Here is a 24,816-nt window from a genome sequence, read left to right as displayed (position 1 = left end):
CATGTTCGACCGCAGATCCGCCATCGCCGCCTTCGCGCTCGGCTGCAGCGCCTTCGCGCTTGCCGCCCCGGCCTCCGCCCAGACCAAATGGAATTTGCCGGCCGCCTATCCCGCCGACAACCCGCATTCGGAGAATCTCGCCCTCTTCGCCAAGGACGTCGAGAAGGCGACATCGGGCAAGCTGCAGATCACCGTCCACCCCGGCGCCGCGCTGTTCAAGGCGCCGGAGATCAAGCGCGCCGTCGCCAGCGGCCAGGCCCAGATGGGCGAAGTGCTGATGTCGATCCACGAGAACGAGGACCCGGTCTTCGGCATCGACGTCGTGCCCTTCCTCGCGACCTCCTTCGCGGACTCGATGAAGCTCTACAAGGCCTCCAAGGCGGCGATCGAGAAGAAGCTCGACAGCCAGGGCATCAAGCTCCTCTTCATGGTCCCCTGGGCGCCGCAGGGCGTCTACGCCAAGAAGGAGCTCAACACGATCGAGGACATGAAAGGCCTGAAATGGCGGGCCTATAATGTCGGCACGGCGCGCCTCGGCGATCTGCTCAGCATGCAGTCGGTGACGATCCAGGCGGCCGAGCTGCCGCAGGCGCTGGCCACCGGCGTGGTCAACTCCTTCATGTCGTCGGGCGGCACCGGCTATGATTCCAAGGCCTGGGAGACCCTGACCCATTTCTACGACGTCCAGGCCTGGATCCCGAAGGACGCGACTTTCGTCAACAAGGCCGCCTTCGCCGCGCTCGACAAGCCGACGCAGGATGCCCTGCTCAAGGCCTCGGCCGATGCCGAGGCGCGCGGCTGGAAGATGTGGGAAGAGAAGACCAACTGGTATCTCGACCAGCTCAAGGCCAAGGGCATGAAGGTGCAGGCGCCCTCTCCGGCGCTCGCCGCCGGCTTCAAGAAGGCCGGCGAGACGCTGACGGCCGACTGGCTGAAGAAGGCCGGCGCCGACGGCCAGGCGATCATCGACGCCTACAAGAAGATGTGAGACCACGCGGCGCCGCCCTTTCGCGGGGCGGCGCCGCCGACGCGCTGGCGATGAATGGCCCGCCGGGCCAGCGATCAAGGCCCCGGCGACCCCCACCAGCGAGAACGCAGGCGCGATGCAGGACCCCGACGCCGCCATGTCCGATCAGAAGCCCGCGGTTGCCCCGCTCGGCCCCATCGTCTCCTCCGGCCACCTCGCCTCCGGCGCCATGCCGGCCCTGTCGGAGTTCGAATTCGCGCTCTCGATGACCGTGCATGCCTTCCATCGCTGGATGCTGCGCGGCATGACGGCCTCCGGCCTCGCGGATCTGACGCCGATGGACGTGCTCGTCCTGCACAATGTCAACCATCGCGGCAAACCCAAGCGGCTCGCCGACATCTGCCTGATCCTCAACATCGAGGACACGCATGTCGTGAACTACGCCCTCAAGAAGCTCGAGCGCCTCGGCCTGATCAAGGGCGGGCGCAAGGGCAAGGAGAAGACCGCCGCAGTAACGCCGGCGGGCGAGGAAGCCTGCCGGCGCTATGCACAGGTACGCGAACAACTCCTGGTGAAATCTGTCCTCGCCTCCGGCATCGACCCGCAGCGCCTCTCCGAGATCGCCGCCGCGATGCGCTCTCTTTCGGGACAATACGACCAGGCGGCACGGGCAGCGGCGAGCCTGTAACCACCGCCATCGCAACGCGAAGCCCTGCCGACCGGACAGGCGACATAGCCGCGCCGACTGTCCGCGAGCCGTCATCGAGCGCGGTCCCTGTGATGATGTCCGGCGTTTCGCCTCAACCTTGATGACGGTGCCTGCTCGGCACCTTCAGGCGGGGCTCTGCGGCAGATCGGCGTAGCGCGCAGCGTACTCCGTCTCGAGCCCGCCAAGCCTCGACCAGAAACCGCGCGGCGCCGCGCCGGCGAGCCGATCCTCGAGGATGCCGAGATGCAGGTGCCAGCCGCCGGAGACGCTGGTCATCTCGGTCCTATCGGCGAGCTTGCGATGCGTGACGACGAGCCGGACACGCTCGCCTTCCGGGGTGAGCTCGAACGTCACCTCGGATTTCGTCGGCGCCTCGCCCGGCCAGGTGAAGGCGATCGCCCGAAGCGGCTCGTAGCGCGTCACCGCACCATGGCCGAGCCAGCCCTTCTCATGCGCCTCGCGATAACGCTCGGGCGGCGCCTCGTCGGTGATCTCAGAATGCTTGAACAGCAGCGCGACCTTGCCGCCGACGCGCGGCTCGATCTCGCCCGACGCGAGCCAGGTCCCGCGCTTGCCGGACTCGGTGATGTAGGCCCAGACCCGCTCCAGAGGTCCCGGCAGGATCCGCTCGAAGCGCACCGCCCCGCTTTCCAGAACAACGCCATGCTCGTTCATCATTCCACTCCCTCATCTGTCCCGGGCTTTGCCAGTTCCTGCTCGAGCCGGCCGAGCGAGGCGGTCCAAAAACCGCGCACCTGCCGGACCCAGGCCTCGAACGTGTCCAGGCCGCCGGGCTCGAGCCGGTAAATGCGGCGCTGGCCGCTGATCTCGACGGTCACCAGCCCGGCCGCCTTCAGAACCTTGAGATGCTGCGAGATCGCCGGAGCACTGACTTCGAAGCGCGCCGTGATTTCGCCCGCTGCCAGGGCGCCTTCGCCCAGCATCTCGATGATGCGTCGACGGGTGGGGTCTGCGAGCGCCATGAACCGATCCATGGCCATATATTTCTTATCTCACTTAATTAAGTCAATACGAAAATAAAGTATGCCAGCGGCCTTGTGCAGGACGCGGCCTGCCCTTGCGTCGGGCGACTTGCTTCGGCGTCGGCTACGGGCGATGGAACCGGCTCCTGCTCTGCCCAAAAGATCGCCATGCCCAGCCGCAACACCACGCTCGCCGGTATCGCCATGATGCTGCTGGGCATCCTGCTGTTCTCGCTCAACGACGTGATGGGGAAATGGCTGGTCGCGACCTATACGGTCGGCCAGGTCCTGCTCCTGCGCTCGGCTGCTGCGCTGCTGGTGATCATCCCCTTCGTGGTGAAGCAGGGCGTCGGCCGCACGCTCCGCCCCGAACGGCCGGGCCTGCAACTGCTGCGGGTCACGCTCGGATCCTGCGAGGTCGCGCTGTTCTATTGGGCGGTCTCCTATCTGCCGCTCGCCGACACGATGACTCTCTGGCTGGCCGCACCCGTCTGGGCGGTGGTGCTCGCCGCATTGCTGCTCGGCGAACGGGTCGATGCCGGCCGCTGGCTCGCCGTCGCCGCGGGCTTCGTCGGTGTCGCGATCGCACTCAACCCCTCCGGGCAGAGCCTGTCCCTGCCGGCATTGATCGCGCTGGTCGGCAGTTTCTCCTTCGCCGCGATGATGATCACCGGCCGGCAATTGCGCAGCACGCCCGACGTCACCCTGGTCTTCTGGCAGACGCTCGGCGCGCTGGTGATGGGCCTCCTGCTGCTGCCCACCGGCTGGGTGACGCCGACCCTGGCCGATCTCGGCCTGCTCGCCTTGCTCGGCATCATCGCCATGGTCGCGCATCTGTGCGTGACGCGCTCGCTGAAGCTCGCCGAAGCCTCTGTTGTCGTGCCCTATCAGTACACGCTGATCGTCTGGGCGCTGGTCTTCGGCTGGTTCGTTTTCGGCGACTGGCCGACGCCCGCCATGCTGCTGGGTGCCGCCCTGATCGTCGCCGCGGGCCTCGCTCTGCTCGTTCTCGAAAGGCGCGCCGGCAATGCGGCCGCCGAAGCCGCCAAGGAACGGGTGACGATCGAGCAGCACTGACGGCGGGGCGGGAGCGAAAAGGACGGGACCGCCTGCTCACGCGAGCGCGACCGACATCGCGATCGAAATGGCGATCGGTTGTTGCCGCGGCCTGTCGAGCCCACCGCATGACGGCGCCTCGCTTCGCCAACATCGCGTTCTCGCCGGGGCGTCCTGCACCGGTGTCAGGACGCCGGGGGTGGCATCGATGGCGCGAACGCGCGACAAGACAGCCGACCGGCCGCAGCGCCGAAAGCTCGCGAGGAAATGTGATGGCGACGATCTCCTATCTGACGACGGTGCAGTTCGGCTTCGGCGAGCTCAAGACGGTTGCTGACGGCCTCGCCCAGCTCGGCATCTCCCGTCCGCTGATCGTCACCGATCGCGGCCTCGCCGCCACCGACCTGATCGATCGCCTGCGTGCCGCCTCCCCTGTCCTCGGCAATGCCGCGCTCTTTTCGGAAACGCCGACCAATCCGACCGAGGAAGCCGTTCTCGCGGCGCTGGCGGTCTACCGCGAACATGGCTGCGACGGCCTGGTCGCGATCGGCGGCGGCTCGCCGATCGACCTCGCCAAGGGCGTCGCCCTGCTCGCCGGCCATGACGGTCCGCTCGAAAACTATGCCGCGATCCTCGGCGGCATCCCGAAGATCACCGCCAAGGTCGCGCCCGTCATCGCCATCCCGACCACCGCCGGCACCGGCAGCGAGGTCGGCCGCGCCGCGCTGATCACGCTGAACGACGGCCGCAAGCTCGGCTTCATCTCGCCCCATCTGATCCCGAAGCTCGCGGTCTGCGACCCCGACCTGACGCTCGGCCTGCCTTCCTGGCTCACCGCCGCGACCGGCATGGACGCGATCACCCATTGCATCGAGACCTATCTCAGTCCGCGCGACAACCCGGTCGCCGAAGCCATCGCCCTCGACGGGCTGAAGCGCGCCGTCGGCCATATCGAACGCGCCGTCGCCGACGGCTCGGATCGCGAGGCCCGCAAGGAGATGCTGATGGCGGCCCTGCAGGGCGGCCTCACCTTCCAGAAGGGGCTCGGCGCCGTGCACGCCCTCTCCCACCCTCTCGGCGGACTGAAGCAGATCTCGCTGCATCACGGCACGCTCAACGCCGTGCTGCTGCCGGCCGTGCTGCGCTTCAACGAGCCTTCGGCCAAGGAGAAGTACGCCGAGATCCGCCGCACGCTCGAACTTGCCCCCGATGCCGATCTCGCGGCATGGATCGCTGGCCTGACCGCGCGCCTCGGCATGCCGGCGAGCCTTTCGGCCATGGGCGTGCCGCACGAGGTGCTCCCGGCGATCGCGCAGGCCGCCGTCCAGGATCATTCCAGCGCCACCAACCCGCGCGCCGCCACCGCCTCCGACTACGAGGCCATGCTGGTCGCGTCCTTCGGCTGACCGAAAAGCGCGATAGGAAAGTCACAACCCGCGACGGTTTGCGGCCGGAACGCAACCGTCGCCTTGACCGGGACGGGCCTCGCCTCCATCGTAGCGCGACGGATTCAGTCCCATTTTCCGAAGGCCGCCCATGCGCCGCGTTTCGCTTTTCTCGGCCCTTGCCGCCACGCTCTGCCTCGCAGCCCTGCCGGCTCAGGCAGGCGGCGAACCTTATGGCGACCCGGCCTATCGCTCGGGCGGCCGCTATGTCGACCCGGCCGACCGGGCCGAAGCGCGCATCATCCCGATGCATGGCAATCTGCCGGCCTGCGAGGATCCGGCCGTGCTCGGCGAGATCACCAGCTGGTTCAACTCGCGCGAGGCCAAGTTCTGGGGCCCGCTGCAGATCGTCAATTTCGATCGGGTCAGGCCGATCGCCTGGCGCCCCTGGGGCGCGGACTTCATCCCGCGCCGCTTCTGCACCGCCCGCGTCATGACCAATGACGGCGTGCTGCGCCGCGTCGACTATTCGGTGCGCGAGAATCTCGGCCTGTTCGGCTGGACCTGGAACGTCAACTGGTGCGTCGACGGCCTCGACCGCCATCGCTCCTACGCCCCCGGCTGTCAGATGGCGCGCCCCGGCCCCGAGCGGTAACATCCAACCATGAAGCTCCCGCGCGCCTGGCTGTCAGCGCTGGCGCTGCTCGGTCTTGCGGCGTTCGGCGCTCCGGCGCAGGCGCAGTATGGCCGCGGCGGCGCACCCGGTGATTTCGACTTCTATGTGCTCGCACTCTCCTGGTCTCCGGGCTTCTGCGAGCTCGAAGATGGCGGCCGCGGGCGCTCGCGCGAGCAATGCGCGCCCGGGGCCAATCCCGGCTTCGTCGTGCACGGGCTCTGGCCGCAGAATGAACGCGGCTATCCGACCGATTGCGGCCCGGCCGGGCGCAGCCCGTCGCGCATGGCGTTGTCGGAAGCCGAGGGCTTGTTCCCGACGGAAGGCCTGGCCCGCTATCAATGGCGCAAGCATGGCACCTGCACCGGCTCCAGTCCCGCCGGCTATTTCGCCGATGTCCGCCGTGCCCGTGAGAAGGTCGTGATTCCGCCGGCGCTGCGCGGCAGCGACCGCGAGCAGACCTGGACACCGATCGAGCTCGAACGCGCCTTCGTCGCCGCCAATCCCGGCCTGCGTACCGACATGATGTCGGTCGCTTGCCGCCGCGGCCTGCTGCAGGAGGTGCGAATCTGCTTCACCCGCGATCTGCGTGGCTTCCGCAGCTGCCAGGAGGTCGACCGCTCCGGCTGTCGCGCGCCCGATATCAGAATCACGGCCAGCCCCTGAGCGCATGCGGCGGCGGCCGATATCGGCCGGGCGCAAAGCAGGCTATAGCATCGGACCGAGAAGTGGATTCCACTTTTCGAAAAACTCCGATGCGATAACAAAGAGATAGATCACCGTGACCGCGTCCGAACGGACGCGCGGCGATCTAAGAGCGCCCCATGAATTACCGACACGGTTTCCACGCCGCGAACTTCGCCGACATCCTCAAGCACGTCGTGCTGATGCGCATCCTCACGCATCTCAACGCCAAGGATAAACCCTATCGCGTCATCGACACGCATGCCGGGGCCGGACGCTACGATCTCGGCTCTGACGAAGCCCTGCGCACGCATGAATGGCGCGACGGCGTGGCACGACTCGATCAGGCGCCGCTCGCGCCGGCGGTCGAGACGCTGCTCGTCCCCTGGCGCAAGGCGGTTGCGGCCGCGCGCGCCCTCTACGGCGCAACCTCCTATCCCGGCTCACCGTGGTTCTGCCGCCAGGCGATGCGCGACGACGACCGGCTGATCGCCGCCGAACTGCATGAAGGTACCTATAGCAAGCTCGTCCAGGCGATCGGCCGCGACGCGCGCTGCAAGGCACTCGCCATCGACGGCTGGACCGCGCTCGGCGCCAATGTCCCGCCGAAGGAACGGCGTGGTCTCGTCCTGATCGACCCGCCCTTCGAGGAGAAGGACGAGTTCGAGACGCTGGCCCGCGCCCTCATCGCCGCCTGGCGGAAATGGCCGACCGGCATCTATGCGCTCTGGTATCCGATCAAGGACCGGCGCGCCGTCGACCACCTGATCGAGGCCATTGACGAAGCGGGCATCGGCCGCCTGCTCAGGCTCGAGATCGATGTCGATCGCCCCGAGGCGGCCGGCGGGCTGAGCGCCACCGGGTTGCTCGTCGTCAACCCACCCTGGTTGCTGATGCAGGAAGCCGAGATCCTGCTGCCGGCCTTGTGCGAGCGCCTCGCGCAGGGGCCGCGTCCGCGCTATCGATGCGAGGCGATCCGCCCCGACGGCTGATCCCGCTTCCGATTCGCTTCGAGCCCGAAAGCCCTGCCATGCTGATCCTGCGCTCCTCGCCCGCCTCCCCCTTTGGCCGCAAGGTCAAGCTCGCCCTCGCCGAACTCGGCCTGAGCGACCGGGTCGAAGTCGCCGCCACCGATACGACCAATCCCGCGGATTCGCTGCGCACCCAGAACCCGCTCGGCAAGATCCCGACGCTAGTCCTCGAGGACGGCACCACGCTGTTCGATTCGCGCGTCATCGTCGAATATCTCGACCATCTCGCCGGCGGCGGCAGGATCATCCCGGCAGGCGCAGAACGCTTCGCACAATTGCGGCTGCAGGCGCTCGCCGACGGGATCTGCGATGCGGCACTCCTGCAAGTCTACGAGGTTCGCTTCCGGCCCGCCGAAATCCGCCATGCCGGCTGGGTCGAGAACCAGCAGGGCAAGATCGACCGGGCACTGGCGGCGCTCGAAGCCGAGCCGCCGGCCTTCGCCGACCGGCCGCGGATCGGCGAGATCGCGCTCGCCTGCGCGCTCGGCTATCTTGATCTTCGTCATGAGGGCAAATGGCGCGCCGCGCATCCTCGGCTCGTCGCCTGGCTCGACGCTTTCTCCGCAAAGATGCCGGCCTTCGAGGCGACGCGCGTCAAGAGCTGAGGGCCCGACGGCTCCGGCAGCGCGCGCCGCGCAAGTCGCCGGCGCGTTCATATTTCAGCGTCACAAGATCAAGGCCGCCTCCAAGGCGGCCTTTTGCATGTTCGGGCAGGACCACATCCTCGGCCACGCCGTGCTCCAGACAAAGAAAAACCCGGTGGCCGAAGCCACCGGGTCCGTTCCGTCTCCGTGAGGAGAGATCAGAACTTGTAGCTGAGGCGGGCGCGCACGACCGAGAAGTCGGTGCCGACCTTGGTGCCAGCGCCGGCGATGTTCTTCTCGCCGAGGTCGACGTAGAGGTACTCGACGCCGCCGATCAGGTTGTTGGTGAAGGCGTACTCGACGCCGCCGCCGACAGTCCAGCCGCCGGTGTGCGAACGATCCGACGAGAAGGCCAGGGTCGGGATCGAGGTCTTCACGTTGCCATAGGCCCAACCACCGGTGATGTAGGGCATGAACCGGTCGAAGGCGACGCCGACGCGAGCGCGGACGGTGCCGAAGTATTCGGTCTTGACGCTGTCACCGAAGACGTTGCGGCCGGTGCCGAGGTCGGCGCCCTGGATGTCGGCTTCGGCGCCGATCACGAACTGGCCCATCTGGTAGTTGTAGCCGATCTGGCCACCACCGACGAAGCCGTCGAGATTGCCGATGTTGTTGGCCCAGCCGTTGAGGTTCACATTGCCCCAGCCGTAGCCGGCGTTGGCACCGACGTAGAAGCCGGTCCAGGTGAACACGGGAACGTAAACCGGGGCAACGACCGGGCCCTTGCGGCTCGGAAGGTCGGCAGCGGAGGCAGCGCCAGCGGCGACGAGACCGAGGGCCGCAACGCCCGAAAGCAGGAACTTCTTCATGGTGTACTCCTTGATAGTCGTCGCTGAGGCCGGCACCGGTCCGGCAGTGATATCGATGACCCCTTTATAAGGTCGATAGCCAGCCGTGTCTGTTGCGGCAAGAACACATCTGCTTGCCAGACCGCGGCGAAATTGCGGCAGAATGCGGAAGCAAGAAGGCATATTGATCAACGCCAGTTAGTGATTGTTAAGACAGAGTGAATGGTGAATCAAATACTAACGCAACGGCAGGCGCCAAAACACCGAACGGCCGGGGCCACCACACAAACGCCGCAATCCGAATTGGGTTCCCGTTCGCACCGATAGGCGCCGGGGCCGGGCTTGCTTGCAGGGGGCGGCAGCCCATGCTTAAGCCGGGATGCCCTCCCACAGAGACGTCTGCGTGCCGCCTATCTCGATCTTCATCATCGCCCGCGACGAAGCCGACCGGATCGGCCGCACCATTGCGGCGGTACGCTCGCTCAGCGACGACATCGTGGTGGTCGATTCCGGCTCCACCGACGGCACGCAGGCCGTTGCAGCCGAACTGGGCGCTCGCGTCATAGAGAATCCCTGGCCAGGCTATGGCCAGCAGAAGCGCTTCGCCGAGGAGCAATGCCGCCATTCCTGGCTGCTCAATCTCGATGCCGACGAGGTGGCACCTCTCGAACTCGTGAACGAGATCGCCGCTCTCTTCGCAGCCGGCGAGCCCTCCGCGGACGCCTACAGGCTGCGCATTGCCGAGGTCTTCCCCGGCGAAGGCGCACCGCACCGCTTCGCCTATGCCCTGACTCCGGTCCGCCTCTACCGCAGCGACAAGGGACGCTATTCGCCCTCGCCGGTTCACGACCGGGTCGAGCTGCAGCCCGGAACGCGGGTCGGCAGCCTGAAGGGCACGATCCATCACTATTCCGTGCGTTCGCTCGGCGAGCAGATCGCCAAGTTGAATTCCTATAGCGATGCCCAGGCCGAGGATCTCGACCAGCGCGGCGAAACGCTCTCGGCCTTGCGGCTGGCGCTGGAATTCCCCGGCAACTTCTTCAAGGCCTATATCGGCCGCCGCCACGCTCTGCGCGGCGTCTACGGCTTCATGACGGCCATGAATTACGCGTTCTACCGCTATCTACGCGTCGCCAAGCACTGGGAGCGCCGGCTCCAGCGTCGCGGCGAACGCCACGAAGGAGGCCCGAATGGCCGGTGAGGTCGCACTCGTCACCGGAGGAGCCCGTCGCATCGGCCGCGCCATCGTCGAACGTCTGGCGGAATCCGGCTATGCGGTGGTGATCCATTGCAACCAGTCGCGCAGCGAGGCCGAGGAACTCGCCGCGCAGATTCGTACGAAAGGTGGCCAGGCCGCCGTCGTCACCGCCGATCTGGTCGATGCCGCAGCGGTCGACGGCGTTCTGCCGGCCGCGGAAGCAGCCTTCGGCCCCGTCACGCTGCTGGTCAACAACGCCTCGAGCTTTCTGATCGACGATGTCCGCTCGCTCGAGGTGCTGCGCTGGAACCGGCAATTCTCGATCAACCTGCGGGCCCCTTCGGTCCTCGCCGGGGCGATGGCCAACCGGCTTCCGGCGGAGCGGCAAGGTGCGATCGTCAACATCATCGATCAGCGCGTCCGGAAGCTGACGCCGCAATACTATTCCTACACGCTGACCAAATCGGCCCTGCTTGCGGCGACGACGACCATGGCGCAGGCGCTCGCCCCGCGCATCCGCGTCAACGCCGTCGGCCCCGGCCCGACCTTCGCCAATGCGCATGGCGGCGAAAGCGCCCTTGCCGCCGAGGCGGCCGGGACGCTGCTGAACCGCAAGGTCGAACCCCGGGAGATCGCCGATGCCGTACTTTATCTTGCCCGCGCCGAAGCGATCACCGGCCAGATGATCGCGGTCGACGCCGGCCAGCATCTCGCCTGGCGCACGCCCGATATCGTCGACTGACGGCGCCGGCCGCTCAGACTTTCGCCTCGGTGCTGTAGGGCGCCCGGCCGCTCGCCAGCGCGTCGTCGAGCAATTCGAGCCTGTCCTGGCCCCAAAACACCTCGCCGCCGAGGACATAGCTCGGCGCGCCGAAGACACCGGCCTTCACCGCCGCCTCGCTCGAAGCCGCATAGCGCGCCGCAACCGCCTCCGACTCGGCTTCGCCGACCAGCGCCTCGCCGTCGAGCCCGGACGCATCGGCCATCCCGATCACCAAATCGCGCTGTGACAGGTCGAGCTCCTGCGCCCAGACGCCGGCCAGCACGCGCTCCATGAAGCCGCCAGGGTCCTTGCCGGCGAGCGTCGCGGCGATCAGCGCCCGGTCGGCCAGTGCGATGTCGAGCGGGAAATGGCGCGGGAACAGGTTCAGCGCCTTGCCGCGCCGCTCGCGCCAGCGCTGCAATTCGAGGATGCGATAGCGCTGGCGTACCGGGTGGCGCTTGGGCAGCGGCAGGCCGCCGGTCTCGTCGAAGACCGAGCGCAACGGCACCGGAAGATAGTTGACGGCGCAGCCATGACGCGCGGCGATCGACAGGAAGAGCTCGTGCCCGAGATAGGTCCAGGGCGAAAGGAGGGAAAAATAATAGTCGATCTGTCGCTGCATCGCCGGTCTCCACGCAAGGCGTGCGAGATTGCCCTCCCGCAACGCGCCGCGACAAGGGGTTCCTGCGCGACGGCTCATGCGCGAATCGCGTGTACGGATCGAAGGCCAGCGCCCTCCGCGCGGGCGCAGCGAATTCCGGCGGAATACGCCTCAGGCGGTCTTGTTCTTCACCGCCCCGATGATCGCCGTCAGGATCGCGCCGCCGGCACCGCCGCTGATCAGGTTGGCGAGAATGCCGCCGATGCTGAGATTGCCGCCCGCCGCCGCCGCGGTGATCGCCGGCAGCACGATCGGGACCAGTTGGCCGAGCACGCCGCCGCCCACAAGTCCGGCGATGGTGTTGCCGATGGTGCCCAGATCGAAGCTTGGCGAGGCCTTGCCGGCCGCATTGCCGCCGATCGCGCCGGCGACCAGATTCATCAGAATCTGTTCCATATGTCCCCCGCAGCCATGTTGATGGTGGATGACCGCGGAAGGATGACTCCGTCCCGTCCCGCAAGCAACCAGAGATGACGCAAGGGCAGGCCGGCAGTGATCAGGTCAGCGTGATCGCCGAAATCAGCCGGCCGTAATCCCCCTCCTGGCGATGGGTGGTGCGGCGGTAGCTGTAGAAGCGCGCCTCGTCGGCATAGGTACACAGGCCAAGATCGATGAAACGACCGATCCCCGCCTCCTGGGCGCGATGGGCAATGAAGGCCGGCAGGTCGAACATCGCATGCGCCGGACGCTCCGAGGCATGAAAGAAGCGCGAGAAGGTCGGATTTTCCGCCTTGAAGCGCTCGATGAACTCCGGCCCGACTTCATAGGCCGCGGCACTGATCGTCGGGCCGAGCACGGCGATGATGCGCTCGCGCCGCGCGCCGAGCTTCTCCATCGCCGTCACGGTCGCGCCGACGATACCGCTGAAAGCGCCCTTCCAGCCCGAATGCGCGGCACCGATGACCCCGGCCTCGCTGTCGGCGAACAGGATCGGCCCGCAATCGGCGCTGGAGACGCCGAGCGCGACACCGTGAGCGATCGTCACCATCGCATCGGCCTGCGGACGCTCGGCCGGCCAGGGCCCGGTCACGACAGCCACATCGGGCGAATGCACCTGGTAGACGCTGACGAACTTGTCGCGCTCGACGCCGAGCTGCGCCGCCATGCGCGCCCGATTCTCGGCGACATGGCCCTGGTCGTCACGCGAACCGACGCCGCCGTTCAGCGAGGCGTAGATCCCGGTCGAGACCCCGCCCTCGCGCGTGAAGAAGGCATGCCGGATGCCGGTTTCACCGGCAAGATCGGGAGAGGTGATGAACATCGCTTTCCAGCTCCGATTCAGGGGGCGGCCTGCTCTGGCAGGCGATGAAGGTCAAATCCGGGCAGCAAGGGCAGGCGCGGGTCGGCCAGTGCCAACACCTTGAAGAGCTGCCCCATATCAGTCCCACGGTCGGCTGCGACGAGCCGGCTCGCGCCGGCTGCGAGCCTCGCCGCATGCTCCGGCACCGCCCGCCGCGACAGCGCCGCAACGCGCTGTTCGAGCCCCAGCGCCAGCAGGAAATCGCGCTGCCTAACCGCGCCATGCACTGCCGCGCCAGCCGCCCGACCAGCCTGCGCCATGCGCGCGAAATCGACGTGGACGGTCAGATCGGCATCACCGGGCTCGGCCAACGGATCGACGAAGCCGTGCTGCCGCATCGCCTGCAGGGTATCGCCGAAGCCGGTCTGCACCGCGCCATAATCGATGAAGAGACCCACACCGCCCTCTGCCGCGACATGGCGCGCAACGGTCGCGACCGTCTCCAGCGCCGCGAGCGGCTGCTCCAGCACGGCGCCTTGCGAGGCTGGGCGCGCAATCCGCCCTTCGGGTGCGGCAGACAAGCCGAAAGCGAAGCGCCCCTCGCCGTCGAGGCCGACCAGCCGCTCGCGCCAGCCTTCCGGTGTCAGGACGAACTGGTCGAGCGGCAGGGCGTCGAGGAATTCATTGGCGACGATGAGCGCCGGCCCATCCAGCGCGTCCTCGATCCGCTCATACCAGACGGGAGCCATGCCGCTCGCGGCCAGCGTCGCCCTCTGCCGCTCGCGCAGCACCGGGCTGGTCTCGACCATGTGGACGGTCAGCGCCTCGCGAAAACCGGACACGACCTTGCCGGCTCGCAGCATGTCCTGCATCAGCGTGCCACGGCCGGGGCCGAGTTCGACAAGGCGGAACGGCGCCGGCTTGCCCATCATGCGCCAGGCGGTCGCCGCCCAGAGCCCGATCAGCTCGCCGAATATCTGGCTGATCTCCGGCGCCGTGGTGAAGTCTCCGGCAGCGCCGAACGGATCCTGCTTCATGTAGTAGCCATGACGCGGATGGCCGAGGGCGAGTGCCATGTAGCGGGAGACGCTGAGCGGCCCCTCGTCGCGGATCAGCCGGGCGAGCTCCTGCCCCAGCGGCGTCACGATTGCGCCTGCCCTCGCCGCGCACGCAGGACCAAAGCGAGCCCCGCCAGGAACAGCGGGATCGACAGCAGCATGCCCATGGTCAGCCCGCCGCCGCTGCCCATGCCGGTGCCGAACAGGAAGCCGAGCTGCGGATCCGGCTCGCGGAAGAACTCGGCGGCGATGCGCGCCACCGCATAGCCCATGCCGAACACGCCGGCGACGAGGCCCGGCCGCCTGAAGCCGCCGGCCCGCACGACCAGAGCGAGCAGGAGGAAGAGCACCAGCCCCTCGCCGAAGGCCTCGTAGAGCTGGCTTGGATGGCGCGGCACCGGCCCGGCATGCGGGAAGACCATCGCCCATGGCACGTCCGGCGCCGGCCGGCCCCAGAGCTCGGCATTGATGAAATTGGCGATGCGGCCGAGGAACAGGCCGATCGGCACGACCGCAGCCGAGAGATCGAAGACACTGAGCACCGGCACGCCGCGCCGGCGCGCGAACAGGACGAGCCCGGTCGCGGCTCCGACCAGCCCGCCATGAAAGGACATGCCGCCCTGCCAGACCGCGACGATGTCCTGCGGGCGCGCCAGATAGCGCTCGAGATCGTAGAACAGCACGAAGCCGAGGCGCCCGCCGAGAACCACGCCGAGCGCGACGAAGAGCAGCATGTCGTCGAGCTGGTCGGCGCCCGGCCGGGCGCGGCCGCCCCACAGCCCGTCGGCCATCACCAGCTTGCGGGCATACCACCAGCCGCCGAGTAGCCCGGCGACATAGGCAAGACCATACCATTTGATCGCGACCGGCCCGAGCTGGAGCGCGACCGGATCGATCACGGGGAAGGGAATGGCGAAGACGGGCATCGGCAGGCAATCCGGGAGGCTGAGCGCGTGATGTCGAACGCTGACAGGGCGCGGTCAAGCGGAAATGCGCACCGCTCGCCCGCTGGCGACCGCATTGACGGGCCCGGCCTGCGCTCCGGTCAGGGCAACCCGGAATAGCCGAACCGCGGTCAGTTGTCCTTGGTCCGGCGACGGCGAACCGGCTTCGCCTCGCTCGGCTCCGGCAGCTTGGCCTTGGCTTCGGCCTCGATCGCTTCCTTGGCGAGACGCAGCGCCTTCAGGCGCTCCGTCTTCTGTCGCAACTGGAGGGCTTCGTCCTCGATCGTCTGCCAGACCAGCGAGGCATCGCGCTTGCGCTGTTCGGATTTCTCGAAAGCGACCTGCGCGCGCGCCTTGGCATCTTCCAGCTTCATGTTGCGGCTCGACATGGCAACCTCTCTCCAGCTGGTGTCGGATGCGCGTCAGCTCGCCGGGCGGGGCGCCATGCCGGGCCGGGGCGTCCTGCCAAGCGGTGGCTTGCGCTTCGGCGCGGGCAACAGGCCGTCGCGCTGCGCCTGCTTGCGCGCCGCTTTCCTTGCACGCCGGATGGCATCGGCGCGTTCGCGCACACGCCGCTCGGACGGCTTCTCATAGGCCCGGCGCTGCTTCATTTCCCGAAACACGCCTTCGCGCTGCATCTTCTTCTTCAGGACACGCAGCGCCTGATCGACATTGTTGTCGCGCACAAGAACCTGCATCGGCATCCTTTCTTCAAAAAACAAAAAAGGGCCGGGCTTGATGTCCCGACCCCTCGATAGCCCTTGCCTCAGAGCGTTACGTGATGGCGCCAGTACATCCGTGGTCGCCGTTCAGATCGCTTCGCCCGTGGCAGCGGGCCTTCATTCGGCGCGCAGATTATCCGCCGACATCTTGCCGGAGCGCTTGTCCTGGACCAACTCGTAGCTGATCTTCTGGCCATCGCGCAGATCGCGCATGCCTGCCCGCTCGACGGCGCTGATATGGACGAACACGTCCTGACCGCCATCATCCGGCTGAATGAAACCAAAACCCTTGGTGGCGTTGAACCACTTGACCGAACCCGAGCTCATCGGAGCCTCCTACAGTCGTGCTTGATGAAGCCGCACGAAACAGTGCAGCGGCGATTTCGAACAGAGGAGGAAGATCGTCAGCGCGGCGCATTCACGAGCGCCGAGGCCAAGTCGTTCGGCCCAATATCGAAACACAGATATAGAGTCCGGGATCGATTTTGTCAATAAAAAATTCAAAAAGAGGTCAAATCACCTCTCGGCCGCCCTTGCAGATCGCCCGGAAAATCTCGATCACATCAACGGAAAATGAGCAAGCCGACCGCCTGAATACAAAGCTATTCAAGCGGGCGAACGACCCGTTCATCGGCGCGAAACCGTACGTGATGCGCCGGGCAGGACGGAGCCGCTCCTGACATGACGAAGCGCCTGCGGCATCCTACATGCAGACCATGAATCGCGAACGCCCCGACATCCCCGAAGACGAGATCGAGCTGGAGGACGAGACCAGCCTCCCCGCGCCTGAGCCTGCGCTCGACCTCGGCGAGGCCTCTCCCGGCGCGCTCAAGGCCGGCATCGAGGTGATCGCCGAATTCGCCAGGCACCTGCCGAACAAGCCCGGCGTCTACCGGATGTTCGATCGCGCCGGCGAGGTGCTCTATGTCGGCAAGGCCAAGAGCCTGAAGAACCGGGTCTCGGCTTACGCCCGTGGCATGGCCCACACCAATGCGGTGGCGCGGATGATCGCCGAGACCGCGAACATGGAGTTCGTCACCACCGGCACCGAGACCGAGGCGCTGCTGCTCGAATCGAACCTGATCAAGCAGCTCAGGCCGCGCTACAATGTGCTGCTGCGCGACGACAAATCCTTCCCCTACATCTTCCTCTCCGGCGACCATCCGGCGCCGCAGATCGCCAAGCACCGCGGCTCGCGCCAGCGCAAGGGCGATTATTTCGGTCCCTTCGCCTCGGTCTGGGCGGTGGAACGCACCATCGACGCCCTGCAGAAAGCCTTCCTGCTGCGCTCCTGCTCGGACAGCTATTACGAGAACCGCACGCGGCCCTGCCTGCTCTTCCAGATCAAGCGCTGCTCGGGCCCCTGCACCGGCGAGATCTCGCATGCCGACTATCAGGCCCTCGCCGATCAGGCGCGCGACTTCCTCTCCGGCCGCTCCTCGGCGGTGAAGCAACTGCTCTCCGAACGCATGCAGGCGGCGGCCGAGGAGCTCGAATTCGAGAAGGCAGCGCGTTATCGCGACCGGCTGGCGGCGCTCTCGGCGGTGCAGGCCGGGCAGGACATCAACACCCAAGGCGTCGAGGAAGCCGACGTCTTCGCCATCGACGAGCAGGCCGGTCAGTTCTGCGTCGAGATCTTCTTCTTCCGCAACAAGCAGAACTGGGGCAACCGCGCCCTCTTCCCGCGCGCCGACAAGAGCCTGAGCCCGGCCGAGGTGCTCGCCTCGGTCGTCACGCAATTCTACGACGACAAGCCGCCGCCACGGCTGGTCCTGGTCTCGCATGATCTGCCCGAGGCCGAGCTGATCGCCGAAGCGCTCTGCACCCGCGCCGGCCGCAAGGTCGAACTCGCCGCCCCCAAGCGCGGCGAGCGGCGCGATCTCGTCGCCCATGCCCAGAAAAACGCGCATGAGGCGCTCGCCCGCAAGCTCGCCGACAATGCCGGCCAGCAGAGCCTGCTCAGCGCGCTCGGCGTCGCCTTCGGCATGGCGAAGGCGCCGCGCCGCGTCGAGGTCTACGACAACTCCCACATCATGGGCACCAACGCGGTCGGCGGCATGGTGGTCGCGGGCAGGGACGGCTTCATGAAGAGCCATTACCGCACCTTCAACATCTCCAGCGACACCATCGCAGGCGACGATTTCGGCATGATGCGCGAGGTGCTGAAGCGGCGCTTCTCGCGGCTGGCGAAGGAGGGAGCAGCAGCAGATCCCCCTTCCAGCCCTCATCCTGAAGCGGCCGTCTCGAAGGATGCTCCAGAAGGCGACCGCGCTTCGGCCATCATCCTTCAAGACGCGCCTAACGGCGCTCCTCAGGATGCGGTTTCCGCTGGGACGGATGAACCAGCGCCCGAGGCCGACGACGCCCCCTTCCCCTCGCGGCCCGACCTCGTCATCGTCGACGGCGGCAAGGGGCAGTTCGAGGCGGCGCGCAAGATCATGGCCGAATGCGGCGCGAGCGACATTGCGCTCGTCGCCATCGCCAAGGGCGAGGACCGCAACGCCATGCGCGAGACCTTCTTCATGGTGGGGCGCGAGCCGTTCAAGCTGCCACCGCGCGATCCGGCGCTCTATTTCATCCAGCGGCTGCGCGACGAGGCTCACCGCTTCGCCATCGGCACGCATCGCGCCAAGCGCAAGCGCGACATCACCAAGAACCCGCTCGACGAGATTCCCGGCATCGGCCCCGCCCGCAAGCGCGCGCTCCTGCTACATTTCGGCACGGTCAAGGCGATCCAGCGCGCCAAGCTCGACGACCTGATGAAGACGCCCGGCGTCAATGCCGCGACCGCCAAGGCCGTTCACGACCATTTTCACGAGCGCTGAGCCCCTCTCACGGCTGATCGGCCCGATCTGAGCCGGGCCGGCCTCGCCAACGGCGGCCGGCGTCGAAACGCAGCTTCGCCATGCAATCACCTTGTTCCGTGTTGACGCTGTCGCAAAGGCGCGGCTTGGTGTTCTTCGTGACGATTCTTCCTGATGCTATCCGGCGCCGCGGCCCCTGGTCGCTGCCAAATCTTCTGACCTATGGCCGGATCGCTGCGATTCCGGCGCTGGTGGCGCTGCTGTTCTGGCCGCGCGACGACTGGGCCCGCTGGGCGGCGCTGGCGATCTATGTCGCCGCCGCGATCACCGACTATCTCGACGGCTGGCTCGCGCGCGCCTGGAGCCAGCAATCTGCGATCGGCCGCATGCTCGATCCGATCGCCGACAAGCTCCTCGTCTGCGCGCTCCTGCTGATGCTGGTCCATACCGAGACGATCAAGGGCTGGTCGATCTGGGCGGCGATCGTCATCCTCTGCCGCGAGATTCTGGTTTCGGGCCTGCGCGAGTTCCTCGCCGACCTCAAGGTCAGCGTCCCCGTCAGCAAGGTCGCGAAATGGAAGACGACCGCACAGCTCTTCGCGCTCGGCTTCCTCGTCGTCGGCCCGGCCGGCGACCAGGTCCTGCCCCACAATACCCAGATCGGGATCGTCATGCTCTGGATCGCCGCCGTGCTGACGATCTATACCGGCTGGGACTATTTGAACGCCGGCATCCGGCATCTCGTCGCCATGGATGAGCGCGCGCCATGAACCAGCATGTAGCCGCCCCGCCCCTGAAGCTCGTCTATTTCGCCTGGGTGCGCGAGCGCGTCGGCCTCGCCGACGAGATCGTCTCGCCGCCGCCCGGCACCGCGACCATCGCCGAGCTGGTGCGCTGGCTGAAGACCCGCGGCGAAGGCTATGAGCTCGCCTTCGAGAACGAGGCGATCGTGCGTGCCGCCATCGACCATACCCATGCCAAGCCCGCAGCCTCGATCGCCGGGGCCCGCGAGATCGCCTTCTTCCCGCCGATGACCGGCGGCTGAGCGGGGACGGACGATGACCCCGGTGGTCCGCATCCAGCGCGAGGATTTCGACCTCGGCGCCGAGGTCGCGGCGCTCGCCCGCGGCGATGCCGATATCGGCGCCGTCGTCAGCTTCACCGGCCTGTGCCGCGACGAGAGCTGCCGGCTCGCCGCTCTGGAACTCGAGCATTATCCGGGCATGGCCGAGGCCGAGATCGCGCGGGTCGCTGCGGAGGCCGCCGCGCGCTGGCCGCTCTCCGGCCTCCTCGCCATTCACCGCTTCGGCCTGATCAGGCCGGGCGAGCAGATCGTCCTGGTCATCGCCGCATCGAGCCATCGCCGCGAAGCCTTCGAGGCCGCCGATTTCCTGATGGATTATCTCAAGACCCGTGCCCCGTTCTGGAAGCGCGAGCATCTCGCCGATGGCAGCATCGGTGGCTGGGTCGAGGCCAAGGCGGATGACGACAGGGCGGCGGAACGCTGGAGCTGACGGTGGGCACGCTATGGTTTCTAACGAGGCTGGTCCCGCTCTGCGGCGCGATGCTCCTGGCTGCGATGGTCCCGGCATCGGCACAGGGCCAGAGCAAGACCTTCCGCGACTGGACCGCCGGCTGCGACAACCTTCGCAGCTGCACGGCGCTCTCACTGCCCGATGAAACCGCCCAGACCGTCGGCTATCTCAGGCTCGAACGGCCCGCCGGCCCTGGCGGCGCCGTCTCCCTCTCACTCAAGCTGACGGGCGAGAAACTCAAGGCGCCGCTCACGATCGGCCTCAAGCTCGACGACGCGCCATTCCCGGCCGGCGGCAAGCCGCTTGCCGCCGGCGTCGAGGACGGCGAGACCGCCCGTATCGTCTTTTCGGAGGTCGACACCGCGGCGCTGATCGCTGCTGCGCGCAAGGCGAGCAGGCTTTCAGCCACGCTGGCCGGCAAGACCTATGCGATTTCGCTCGCCGGCTCGGTCGCGGCCATGCTCTGGATCGACGAGCAGCAGGGCCGGCTCAACACCATGACGGCGCTGATCCGCAAGGGCCCGGCCGCCGCGAGCACCGTGCCGTCTCCGCCGGCCCTGCCGGTGATCGCCGCCAGGGCGACCGGCCCGGCGCTGGCCGACGGTACGGCGAAGGCGTTGGGCGCCGCCCTGCGCAAGCATCTGAAGGCGAGCGACCCGGACGCCTGCGAGGACGATGACAGGGGTGCCCGCCACAACCCGGACCGGGCCTGGCCCCTCGATGGCGGACGCAAATTGATCGGGCTGTATTGCGGCGCCGGCGCCTACAACATCCTCACCGGCTACTGGCTGGTCACGGGCGACGCGATGGCCGGCGCACGCAAGGTCGCCTTCGCCGGCAATGACGACAATGTCCTGATCAACTCGGATTACACCCCGGAGAGCGGCCAGATCGGCTATTTCGCCAAAGGCCGCGGCATCGGCGACTGCGGTGGCTCGGGCAACTACGCCTGGACCGGCTCCGACTTCGCGCTCACGGCGCTCAGCGCGATGGGCGAATGCCGGCAGCTGCCGTCGGACGACTGGCCGGTGCTCTTCCGCAGCGAAGTGAAGGTCACGAAATGAAAAATCCCGGGCAGCGGAGCTGCCCGGGACGAATTCAAACCAAGATGTTGGGCAGCCTCAGGCCGCCTTGGACTTCGGACGAACCTCGTCCGAATAATCTTCCATGACCACCTTGCCCATATTGCCGGTGACGAAGTTGTAGGGTCCGATCTCGGAGACCAGCGTCACCTCGGCGGCCGAGCCGGTGATGAAGCACTCGGAGAAGCCTTCCAGCTCCTCCGGCCGGATTCGGCGCTCGACCACCTCGAAACCGCGCTTCCTGCACAGTTCGATCACCGACTGGCGGGTGATGCCGTTCAGGAAGCGGTCGGCGGTCGGGGTGTGGATCACGCCGTCCTTGATGAAGAAGATGTTGGCGCCCGTGCATTCGGCGACATTGCCTTCCCAGTCGAGCATCATCGCATCGGCATAGCCGGCGCGCTCCGCCTTGTGCTTGGAGAGCGTCGCGATCATGTAGAGGCCGGCGGCCTTGGCATGCACCGGGGCGCAGGCCGGGTCGGGACGGCGATAGGTCGCGATGTCGAGGCGCACGCCCTTCAGCTTCTGCGCCATGTCGAACATGCTCGGCCATTCCCAGACCGCGATCGCGGTATGGATCGCGTTGTTCAGACCGGAGACGGCCATCATCTCCGAGCCGCGCCAGGCGACCGGGCGGACATAGGCGTCGCGCAGGCCGTTTTCCTTGAGGCAGAGATACTTGGCTTCATCGAGCTCGGCGACCGAATAGGGGATCGTGAAATCCATGATCTCGGCCGATTTGTGCAGGCGCTGCGAGTGCTCGGTGCACTTGTAGATCACGCCGTCATAGGCGCGCTCGCCCTCGAAGATGCAGGATCCGTAATGCAGCCCATGGGTCAGTACGTGCACCTTGGCGTCCTTCCACGGCACGAGCTTGCCGTCGAACCAGATGACGCCGTCGCGCTGGTCGAAAGGAATGACTGACATGGTACAGATCCTCCTGATCCTCTTCTTGCAGCCGACATCGCCACAAGGCGAAACCGGGTGCAAGCGCGGTATCAAAACTACGCCGAAGCCGGCGCTTGCGACATAATCGGTCGCACCGCGTGCTTGACCGGTAATCTTACGTCTGAGATATGTCAACAAGGCTGACATAAAAAGAGATCACGAACGTGAGCACGCCCACCCCGACTCCCGTAGCACCGGCCGCATCAGAAACGTCGAGCCAGCCGGTGCCCTACGACCTGATCGAGCTGTTCTTCTTCGCATATCGCGACTTCGTCGGCGATCCCGACCGCATCCTCGCCGATTACGGCTTCGGCCGCGCCCATCACCGCGTGCTGCACTTCGTCCAGCGCCGGCCGGGCATGACCATCGCCGAGCTGCTCGATATCCTGCAGATCACAAAGCAGAGCCTCAACCGGGTGCTGAAGGAGCTGGTCGAGACCGGCTTCGTCGAGCAACGGCCCGGCACCCGCGACAAGCGCCAGCGCAAGCTGCACGCCACCGCGGCAGGGCGCGAGCTCGCCATTCGCCTCGCCGAGTTGCAGGCCAGGCGCATCGGCCGCGCCCTCGAAGCGGCGGGCCCCGAAACGGCCCCGATCATCGCGCGCTATCTCGCCGGACTGATCGATCCGGCCGCACGACGCGGCGTTATGGCGCATCTGGCTGGGTCGACCTGACGCTTCGTGCTAGTCGGAAGGGCATGAGCCCGAAGACGACATTGGCGAGAGGGATGGGATGATGGCGCCGAGCGGCCAGCGCAAGCCGATTCCGGACGAGGCCCCGCATATCCTGGTGGTCGACGACGACCGCCGCCTGCGCGACCTGCTGGCGCGCTTCCTCGGCGACCACGGCTACCGCGTCACCACCGCCGCCAACGCGGCTGAGGCCGATAATCGTCTCGGACATCTCGTCTTCGACGCCATGGTGCTCGACATCATGATGCCCGGCGAGAACGGCTTCGACTTCGCCCGTCGCCTGCGCACCGGCTCGGAGATCCCGATACTGATGCTGACGGCGCGCGCCGACAGCGGCGACCGCATCACCGGGCTGGAACTCGGCGTCGACGACTATCTTTCCAAGCCCTTCGAGCCGCGCGAGCTGATCCTGCGGCTCGGCAACATCCTCAAGCGAAACGCCCAGCCCGAACCGCCACCCCCGCCGCCGCGCCCGGACTATGTCCGCTTCGGCCCTTTCATCTTCGGTCTCGCCCGCGGTGAGTTGCGCCAGGGCGAGGAATCGATCCGCCTGACCGAACGCGAGCGCGAGATCCTGACCGTTCTCGCCGAGCGGGCCGGCGAGCATGTGCCGCGCGAGCAGCTCGCCAATCAGGGCTCGGCCGCCAACGACCGCACCATCGACGTCCAGATCAACCGGCTGCGCCGCAAGATCGAGCGCGACCCGACCGATCCGCTCTATCTCCAGACCGTCCGCGGCGTCGGCTACCGCCTCGTCGTCGACCGGGGCTGAAGGTCATGGCCGACGCCTCGCTCCGGCGCCGCCTCCTCCCCCTCGCCACGGGGATCGGTACCTGGCTGCGCCGGGTGGGCACCGTTCTGGCGCGCATCGGCGCCGCCCTGTTCGCACCGCTCAAGCGCCTGCAGAAGCGCCCGGCGCGGGCGATCAGCCGGGTCATGCCCAAGGGCCTCTATCCGCGGGCGCTGGTCATCGTCATCGCGCCGGTCGTGCTGCTGCAATCGGTCATCGCCTATGTCTTCATGGAGCGTCATTGGCAGACGGTGACGCAGCGGCTCTCCGCGGCGGTCTCGCAGGACATCGCCGCACTGATCGACGTCTATGAGAGCTACCCGCAGGACAAGGACGCGACCCTGCTCTCGCGCATCGCCGAGGAGCGGCTCGGCCTCGATGTCGACATCCTGCCCGACACCGACCTGCCGGCGCCGGGTCCGCGCCCCTTCTTTTCGCTGCTCGACAGCGCGCTCTCGACCGAACTCAGCCAGCAGGTGAAGCGGCCGTTCTGGCTCGACACCGTCGGCCGCTCCAGCCTGATCGAGATCCGCATCAAGCTCGGCAAGGACGTAATGCGTGTCCTGACCCGGCGCAGCCAGGCCTATGCCTCGAACAGTCACATCTTCCTGCTCTGGATGACCGGCACCTCGCTGATCCTCCTGACCATCGCCGTGCTCTTCCTGCGCAACCAGATCCGGCCGATCCTGCGCTTGGCCGACGCGGCCGAGGCCTTCGGCAAGGGGCGCGACGCCGATTTCCGCCCGCGCGGGGCCCGCGAGGTCCGCCGCGCCGGCAATGCCTTCATCGAGATGAAACGCCGCGTCGAGCGCTCGATCGGCGAGCGCACCATGATGCTGAACGGAGTCAGCCACGATCTGCGCACCATCCTGACCCGCTTCAAGCTCTCGCTCGCCTTGCTCGAGCGCTCTCCCGACCTCGAGGCGATCGAGAAGGATGTCGACGAGATGAGCCGCATGCTCGAGGACTATCTCGCCTTCGCGCGCGGCGATGCCGGTGAATCGCCGGTCGAGACCGATATCCGCTCGCTGCTGGAGCATCTCAAGGCCGATGCCGAGCGCCAGGGCCACCAGACCGAACTCACCGTCGCCGGCGACCCGCTCGTCGTCGTCCGCCCCGACGCCGTCCGCCGGCTGCTGACCAATCTGGTTTCCAACGCGGCCCGCTTCGGCGACCGCATCGCCATCCGCGCCACGCATGATGCGCGCTATCTCATCGTCATGGTCGATGATGACGGGCCGGGCATCGCGCCGGAGCTGCGCGAGGACGTGTTCAAGCCGTTCTTCCGCCTCGACGAGGCCCGCAATGTCGATGGCGGCGGTACCGGTCTCGGCCTCGCCATCGCCCGCGACATCGCCCGCTCGCATGGCGGCGACATCATGCTGGGCGACTCCCCGCTCGGCGGCCTGCGCGCCACGGTGCGCCTGCCGGTCTGAGCGGGCGGACTCTCCAGCCTGTG

At 67.2% G+C, this 24,816-nt stretch carries 30 protein-coding genes; 18 read left to right on the top strand and 12 right to left on the bottom strand.

What is annotated here, in order from left to right; translation table 11 throughout:
- Position 1: 1 nt before the first annotated feature.
- Positions 2-988, top strand: a complete 987-nt coding sequence (locus J0J10_RS15295) for a TRAP transporter substrate-binding protein (RefSeq protein WP_291638795.1) — start codon at positions 2-4, stop codon at positions 986-988.
- Positions 989-1,124: 136 nt separating this feature from the next.
- Positions 1,125-1,655 (top strand): winged helix DNA-binding protein, encoded by a 531-nt coding sequence (locus J0J10_RS15290; RefSeq protein ID WP_291638794.1) that lies wholly within the window; start codon positions 1,125-1,127, stop codon positions 1,653-1,655.
- 144 nt (positions 1,656-1,799) lie between these two features.
- On the opposite strand, the gene J0J10_RS15285 is transcribed toward J0J10_RS15290, so the two are convergent.
- Together J0J10_RS15285 and J0J10_RS15280 are read right to left on the bottom strand one after the other, a co-directional pair.
- Positions 1,800-2,351 (bottom strand): SRPBCC family protein, encoded by a 552-nt coding sequence (locus J0J10_RS15285; RefSeq protein ID WP_291647289.1) that lies wholly within the window; start codon positions 2,349-2,351, stop codon positions 1,800-1,802.
- Positions 2,351-2,659 carry a metalloregulator ArsR/SmtB family transcription factor gene (locus tag J0J10_RS15280; RefSeq protein WP_291647288.1) on the bottom strand — a complete coding sequence of 103 codons (309 nt, stop codon included), beginning with the start codon at positions 2,657-2,659 and terminating at the stop codon, positions 2,351-2,353. Before J0J10_RS15280 ends, J0J10_RS15285 begins: the two co-directional genes overlap by 1 nt.
- A gap of 168 nt (positions 2,660-2,827) precedes the next feature.
- Between J0J10_RS15280 and J0J10_RS15275 the strand changes: the two genes are divergently transcribed.
- The 6 genes from J0J10_RS15275 (at position 2,828) to J0J10_RS15250 (ending at position 8,093) form a co-directional block, all read left to right on the top strand.
- Entirely contained in the window at positions 2,828-3,736 is a 909-nt protein-coding gene (locus J0J10_RS15275) for a DMT family transporter (RefSeq protein WP_291647287.1), read from the top strand.
- A 251-nt stretch (positions 3,737-3,987) separates the two neighbouring features.
- Entirely contained in the window at positions 3,988-5,121 is a 1,134-nt protein-coding gene (locus tag J0J10_RS15270) for an iron-containing alcohol dehydrogenase (RefSeq protein ID WP_291647286.1), read from the top strand.
- Positions 5,122-5,251: 130 nt separating this feature from the next.
- A complete protein-coding gene (locus tag J0J10_RS15265; RefSeq protein WP_291638789.1) occupies positions 5,252-5,755 on the top strand; it encodes a hypothetical protein in 504 nt (167 codons plus the stop codon).
- A gap of 9 nt (positions 5,756-5,764) precedes the next feature.
- Positions 5,765-6,439, top strand: a complete 675-nt coding sequence (locus J0J10_RS15260; RefSeq protein WP_291647285.1) for a ribonuclease T2 — start codon at positions 5,765-5,767, stop codon at positions 6,437-6,439.
- Between the two features lie 158 nt (positions 6,440-6,597).
- A complete protein-coding gene (locus tag J0J10_RS15255) occupies positions 6,598-7,449 on the top strand; it encodes a 23S rRNA (adenine(2030)-N(6))-methyltransferase RlmJ (protein ID WP_291647284.1) in 852 nt (283 codons plus the stop codon).
- A gap of 38 nt (positions 7,450-7,487) precedes the next feature.
- Entirely contained in the window at positions 7,488-8,093 is a 606-nt protein-coding gene (locus J0J10_RS15250; protein ID WP_291647283.1) for a glutathione S-transferase, read from the top strand.
- Positions 8,094-8,290: 197 nt separating this feature from the next.
- Here J0J10_RS15250 and J0J10_RS15245 read toward each other — a convergent pair whose 3' ends face one another.
- Positions 8,291-8,941: an outer membrane protein gene (locus J0J10_RS15245; RefSeq protein ID WP_291633386.1), complete on the bottom strand. Its 651-nt coding sequence runs from the start codon at positions 8,939-8,941 to the stop codon at positions 8,291-8,293.
- 382 nt (positions 8,942-9,323) lie between these two features.
- Between J0J10_RS15245 and J0J10_RS15240 the strand changes: the two genes are divergently transcribed.
- Together J0J10_RS15240 and J0J10_RS15235 are read left to right on the top strand one after the other, a co-directional pair.
- A complete protein-coding gene (locus tag J0J10_RS15240) occupies positions 9,324-10,121 on the top strand; it encodes a glycosyltransferase family 2 protein (RefSeq protein ID WP_465247212.1) in 798 nt (265 codons plus the stop codon).
- Positions 10,111-10,860, top strand: a complete 750-nt coding sequence (locus J0J10_RS15235; RefSeq protein ID WP_291647281.1) for an SDR family oxidoreductase — start codon at positions 10,111-10,113, stop codon at positions 10,858-10,860. The genes J0J10_RS15240 and J0J10_RS15235 overlap by 11 nt, the downstream gene beginning before the upstream one ends.
- Positions 10,861-10,873: 13 nt before the next feature.
- On the opposite strand, the gene J0J10_RS15230 is transcribed toward J0J10_RS15235, so the two are convergent.
- The 8 genes from J0J10_RS15230 to J0J10_RS15195 form a co-directional block, all read right to left on the bottom strand.
- Entirely contained in the window at positions 10,874-11,503 is a 630-nt protein-coding gene (locus tag J0J10_RS15230) for a 2-hydroxychromene-2-carboxylate isomerase (RefSeq protein ID WP_291633380.1), read from the bottom strand.
- Positions 11,504-11,653: 150 nt separating this feature from the next.
- A complete protein-coding gene (locus J0J10_RS15225) occupies positions 11,654-11,938 on the bottom strand; it encodes a hypothetical protein (protein ID WP_291633378.1) in 285 nt (94 codons plus the stop codon).
- 100 nt (positions 11,939-12,038) lie between these two features.
- The gene (pgeF, locus tag J0J10_RS15220) at positions 12,039-12,803 is read right to left on the bottom strand and encodes a peptidoglycan editing factor PgeF (RefSeq protein WP_291647280.1); all 765 of its coding nucleotides are present in this window, start codon (positions 12,801-12,803) and stop codon (positions 12,039-12,041) included.
- Between the two features lie 17 nt (positions 12,804-12,820).
- Positions 12,821-13,927: a class I SAM-dependent methyltransferase gene (locus J0J10_RS15215; protein WP_291647279.1), complete on the bottom strand. Its 1,107-nt coding sequence runs from the start codon at positions 13,925-13,927 to the stop codon at positions 12,821-12,823.
- Entirely contained in the window at positions 13,924-14,766 is an 843-nt protein-coding gene (gene lgt, locus J0J10_RS15210) for a prolipoprotein diacylglyceryl transferase (RefSeq protein ID WP_291647278.1), read from the bottom strand. The genes J0J10_RS15215 and lgt overlap by 4 nt, the downstream gene beginning before the upstream one ends.
- A gap of 149 nt (positions 14,767-14,915) precedes the next feature.
- Complete coding sequence (locus J0J10_RS15205) at positions 14,916-15,173, bottom strand: hypothetical protein (RefSeq protein ID WP_291647277.1); 258 nt, start codon at positions 15,171-15,173, stop codon at positions 14,916-14,918.
- 33 nt (positions 15,174-15,206) lie between these two features.
- Positions 15,207-15,482 carry a 30S ribosomal protein S21 gene (gene rpsU / locus J0J10_RS15200; RefSeq protein WP_291633371.1) on the bottom strand — a complete coding sequence of 92 codons (276 nt, stop codon included), beginning with the start codon at positions 15,480-15,482 and terminating at the stop codon, positions 15,207-15,209.
- Positions 15,483-15,623: 141 nt separating this feature from the next.
- Positions 15,624-15,833: a cold-shock protein gene (locus J0J10_RS15195; protein WP_066471138.1), complete on the bottom strand. Its 210-nt coding sequence runs from the start codon at positions 15,831-15,833 to the stop codon at positions 15,624-15,626.
- A 389-nt stretch (positions 15,834-16,222) separates the two neighbouring features.
- Here J0J10_RS15195 and uvrC point away from each other — a divergent pair, with 389 nt between their 5' ends.
- The 5 genes from uvrC (at position 16,223) to J0J10_RS15170 (ending at position 20,909) form a co-directional block, all read left to right on the top strand.
- On the top strand, positions 16,223-18,331 hold the full coding sequence (gene uvrC / locus J0J10_RS15190; protein WP_291647347.1) for an excinuclease ABC subunit UvrC: 2,109 nt from the start codon (positions 16,223-16,225) through the stop codon (positions 18,329-18,331).
- Between the two features lie 137 nt (positions 18,332-18,468).
- Positions 18,469-19,080 (top strand): CDP-diacylglycerol--glycerol-3-phosphate 3-phosphatidyltransferase, encoded by a 612-nt coding sequence (gene pgsA, locus J0J10_RS15185; protein WP_291647276.1) that lies wholly within the window; start codon positions 18,469-18,471, stop codon positions 19,078-19,080.
- A 23-nt stretch (positions 19,081-19,103) separates the two neighbouring features.
- Complete coding sequence (gene moaD, locus J0J10_RS15180; protein ID WP_291633419.1) at positions 19,104-19,355, top strand: molybdopterin converting factor subunit 1; 252 nt, start codon at positions 19,104-19,106, stop codon at positions 19,353-19,355.
- Positions 19,356-19,368: 13 nt separating this feature from the next.
- The gene (locus tag J0J10_RS15175; protein WP_291647275.1) at positions 19,369-19,824 is read left to right on the top strand and encodes a molybdenum cofactor biosynthesis protein MoaE; all 456 of its coding nucleotides are present in this window, start codon (positions 19,369-19,371) and stop codon (positions 19,822-19,824) included.
- A 2-nt stretch (positions 19,825-19,826) separates the two neighbouring features.
- Positions 19,827-20,909 carry a DUF1176 domain-containing protein gene (locus J0J10_RS15170; protein ID WP_291647274.1) on the top strand — a complete coding sequence of 361 codons (1,083 nt, stop codon included), beginning with the start codon at positions 19,827-19,829 and terminating at the stop codon, positions 20,907-20,909.
- A 57-nt stretch (positions 20,910-20,966) separates the two neighbouring features.
- On the opposite strand, the gene J0J10_RS15165 is transcribed toward J0J10_RS15170, so the two are convergent.
- Complete coding sequence (locus J0J10_RS15165; protein ID WP_291633365.1) at positions 20,967-21,854, bottom strand: branched-chain amino acid aminotransferase; 888 nt, start codon at positions 21,852-21,854, stop codon at positions 20,967-20,969.
- A gap of 185 nt (positions 21,855-22,039) precedes the next feature.
- On the opposite strand from J0J10_RS15165, the gene J0J10_RS15160 reads away from it, so the two are divergent.
- The 3 genes from J0J10_RS15160 (at position 22,040) to J0J10_RS15150 (ending at position 24,793) form a co-directional block, all read left to right on the top strand.
- Positions 22,040-22,549 (top strand): MarR family winged helix-turn-helix transcriptional regulator, encoded by a 510-nt coding sequence (locus J0J10_RS15160; RefSeq protein WP_452118593.1) that lies wholly within the window; start codon positions 22,040-22,042, stop codon positions 22,547-22,549.
- 61 nt (positions 22,550-22,610) lie between these two features.
- A complete protein-coding gene (locus J0J10_RS15155) occupies positions 22,611-23,339 on the top strand; it encodes a response regulator (protein ID WP_291633415.1) in 729 nt (242 codons plus the stop codon).
- Between the two features lie 5 nt (positions 23,340-23,344).
- The gene (locus J0J10_RS15150; protein WP_291647273.1) at positions 23,345-24,793 is read left to right on the top strand and encodes an ATP-binding protein; all 1,449 of its coding nucleotides are present in this window, start codon (positions 23,345-23,347) and stop codon (positions 24,791-24,793) included.
- The last annotated feature ends 23 nt before the right edge of the window (positions 24,794-24,816 follow it).

It is taken from the genome of Allobosea sp., assembly GCF_017308075.1.
Classification (GTDB): domain Bacteria; phylum Pseudomonadota; class Alphaproteobacteria; order Rhizobiales; family Beijerinckiaceae; genus Allobosea.
The sequence above is the reverse complement of the archived record's forward strand: the minus strand, read 5'-3'. Positions and strand labels throughout refer to the sequence as shown.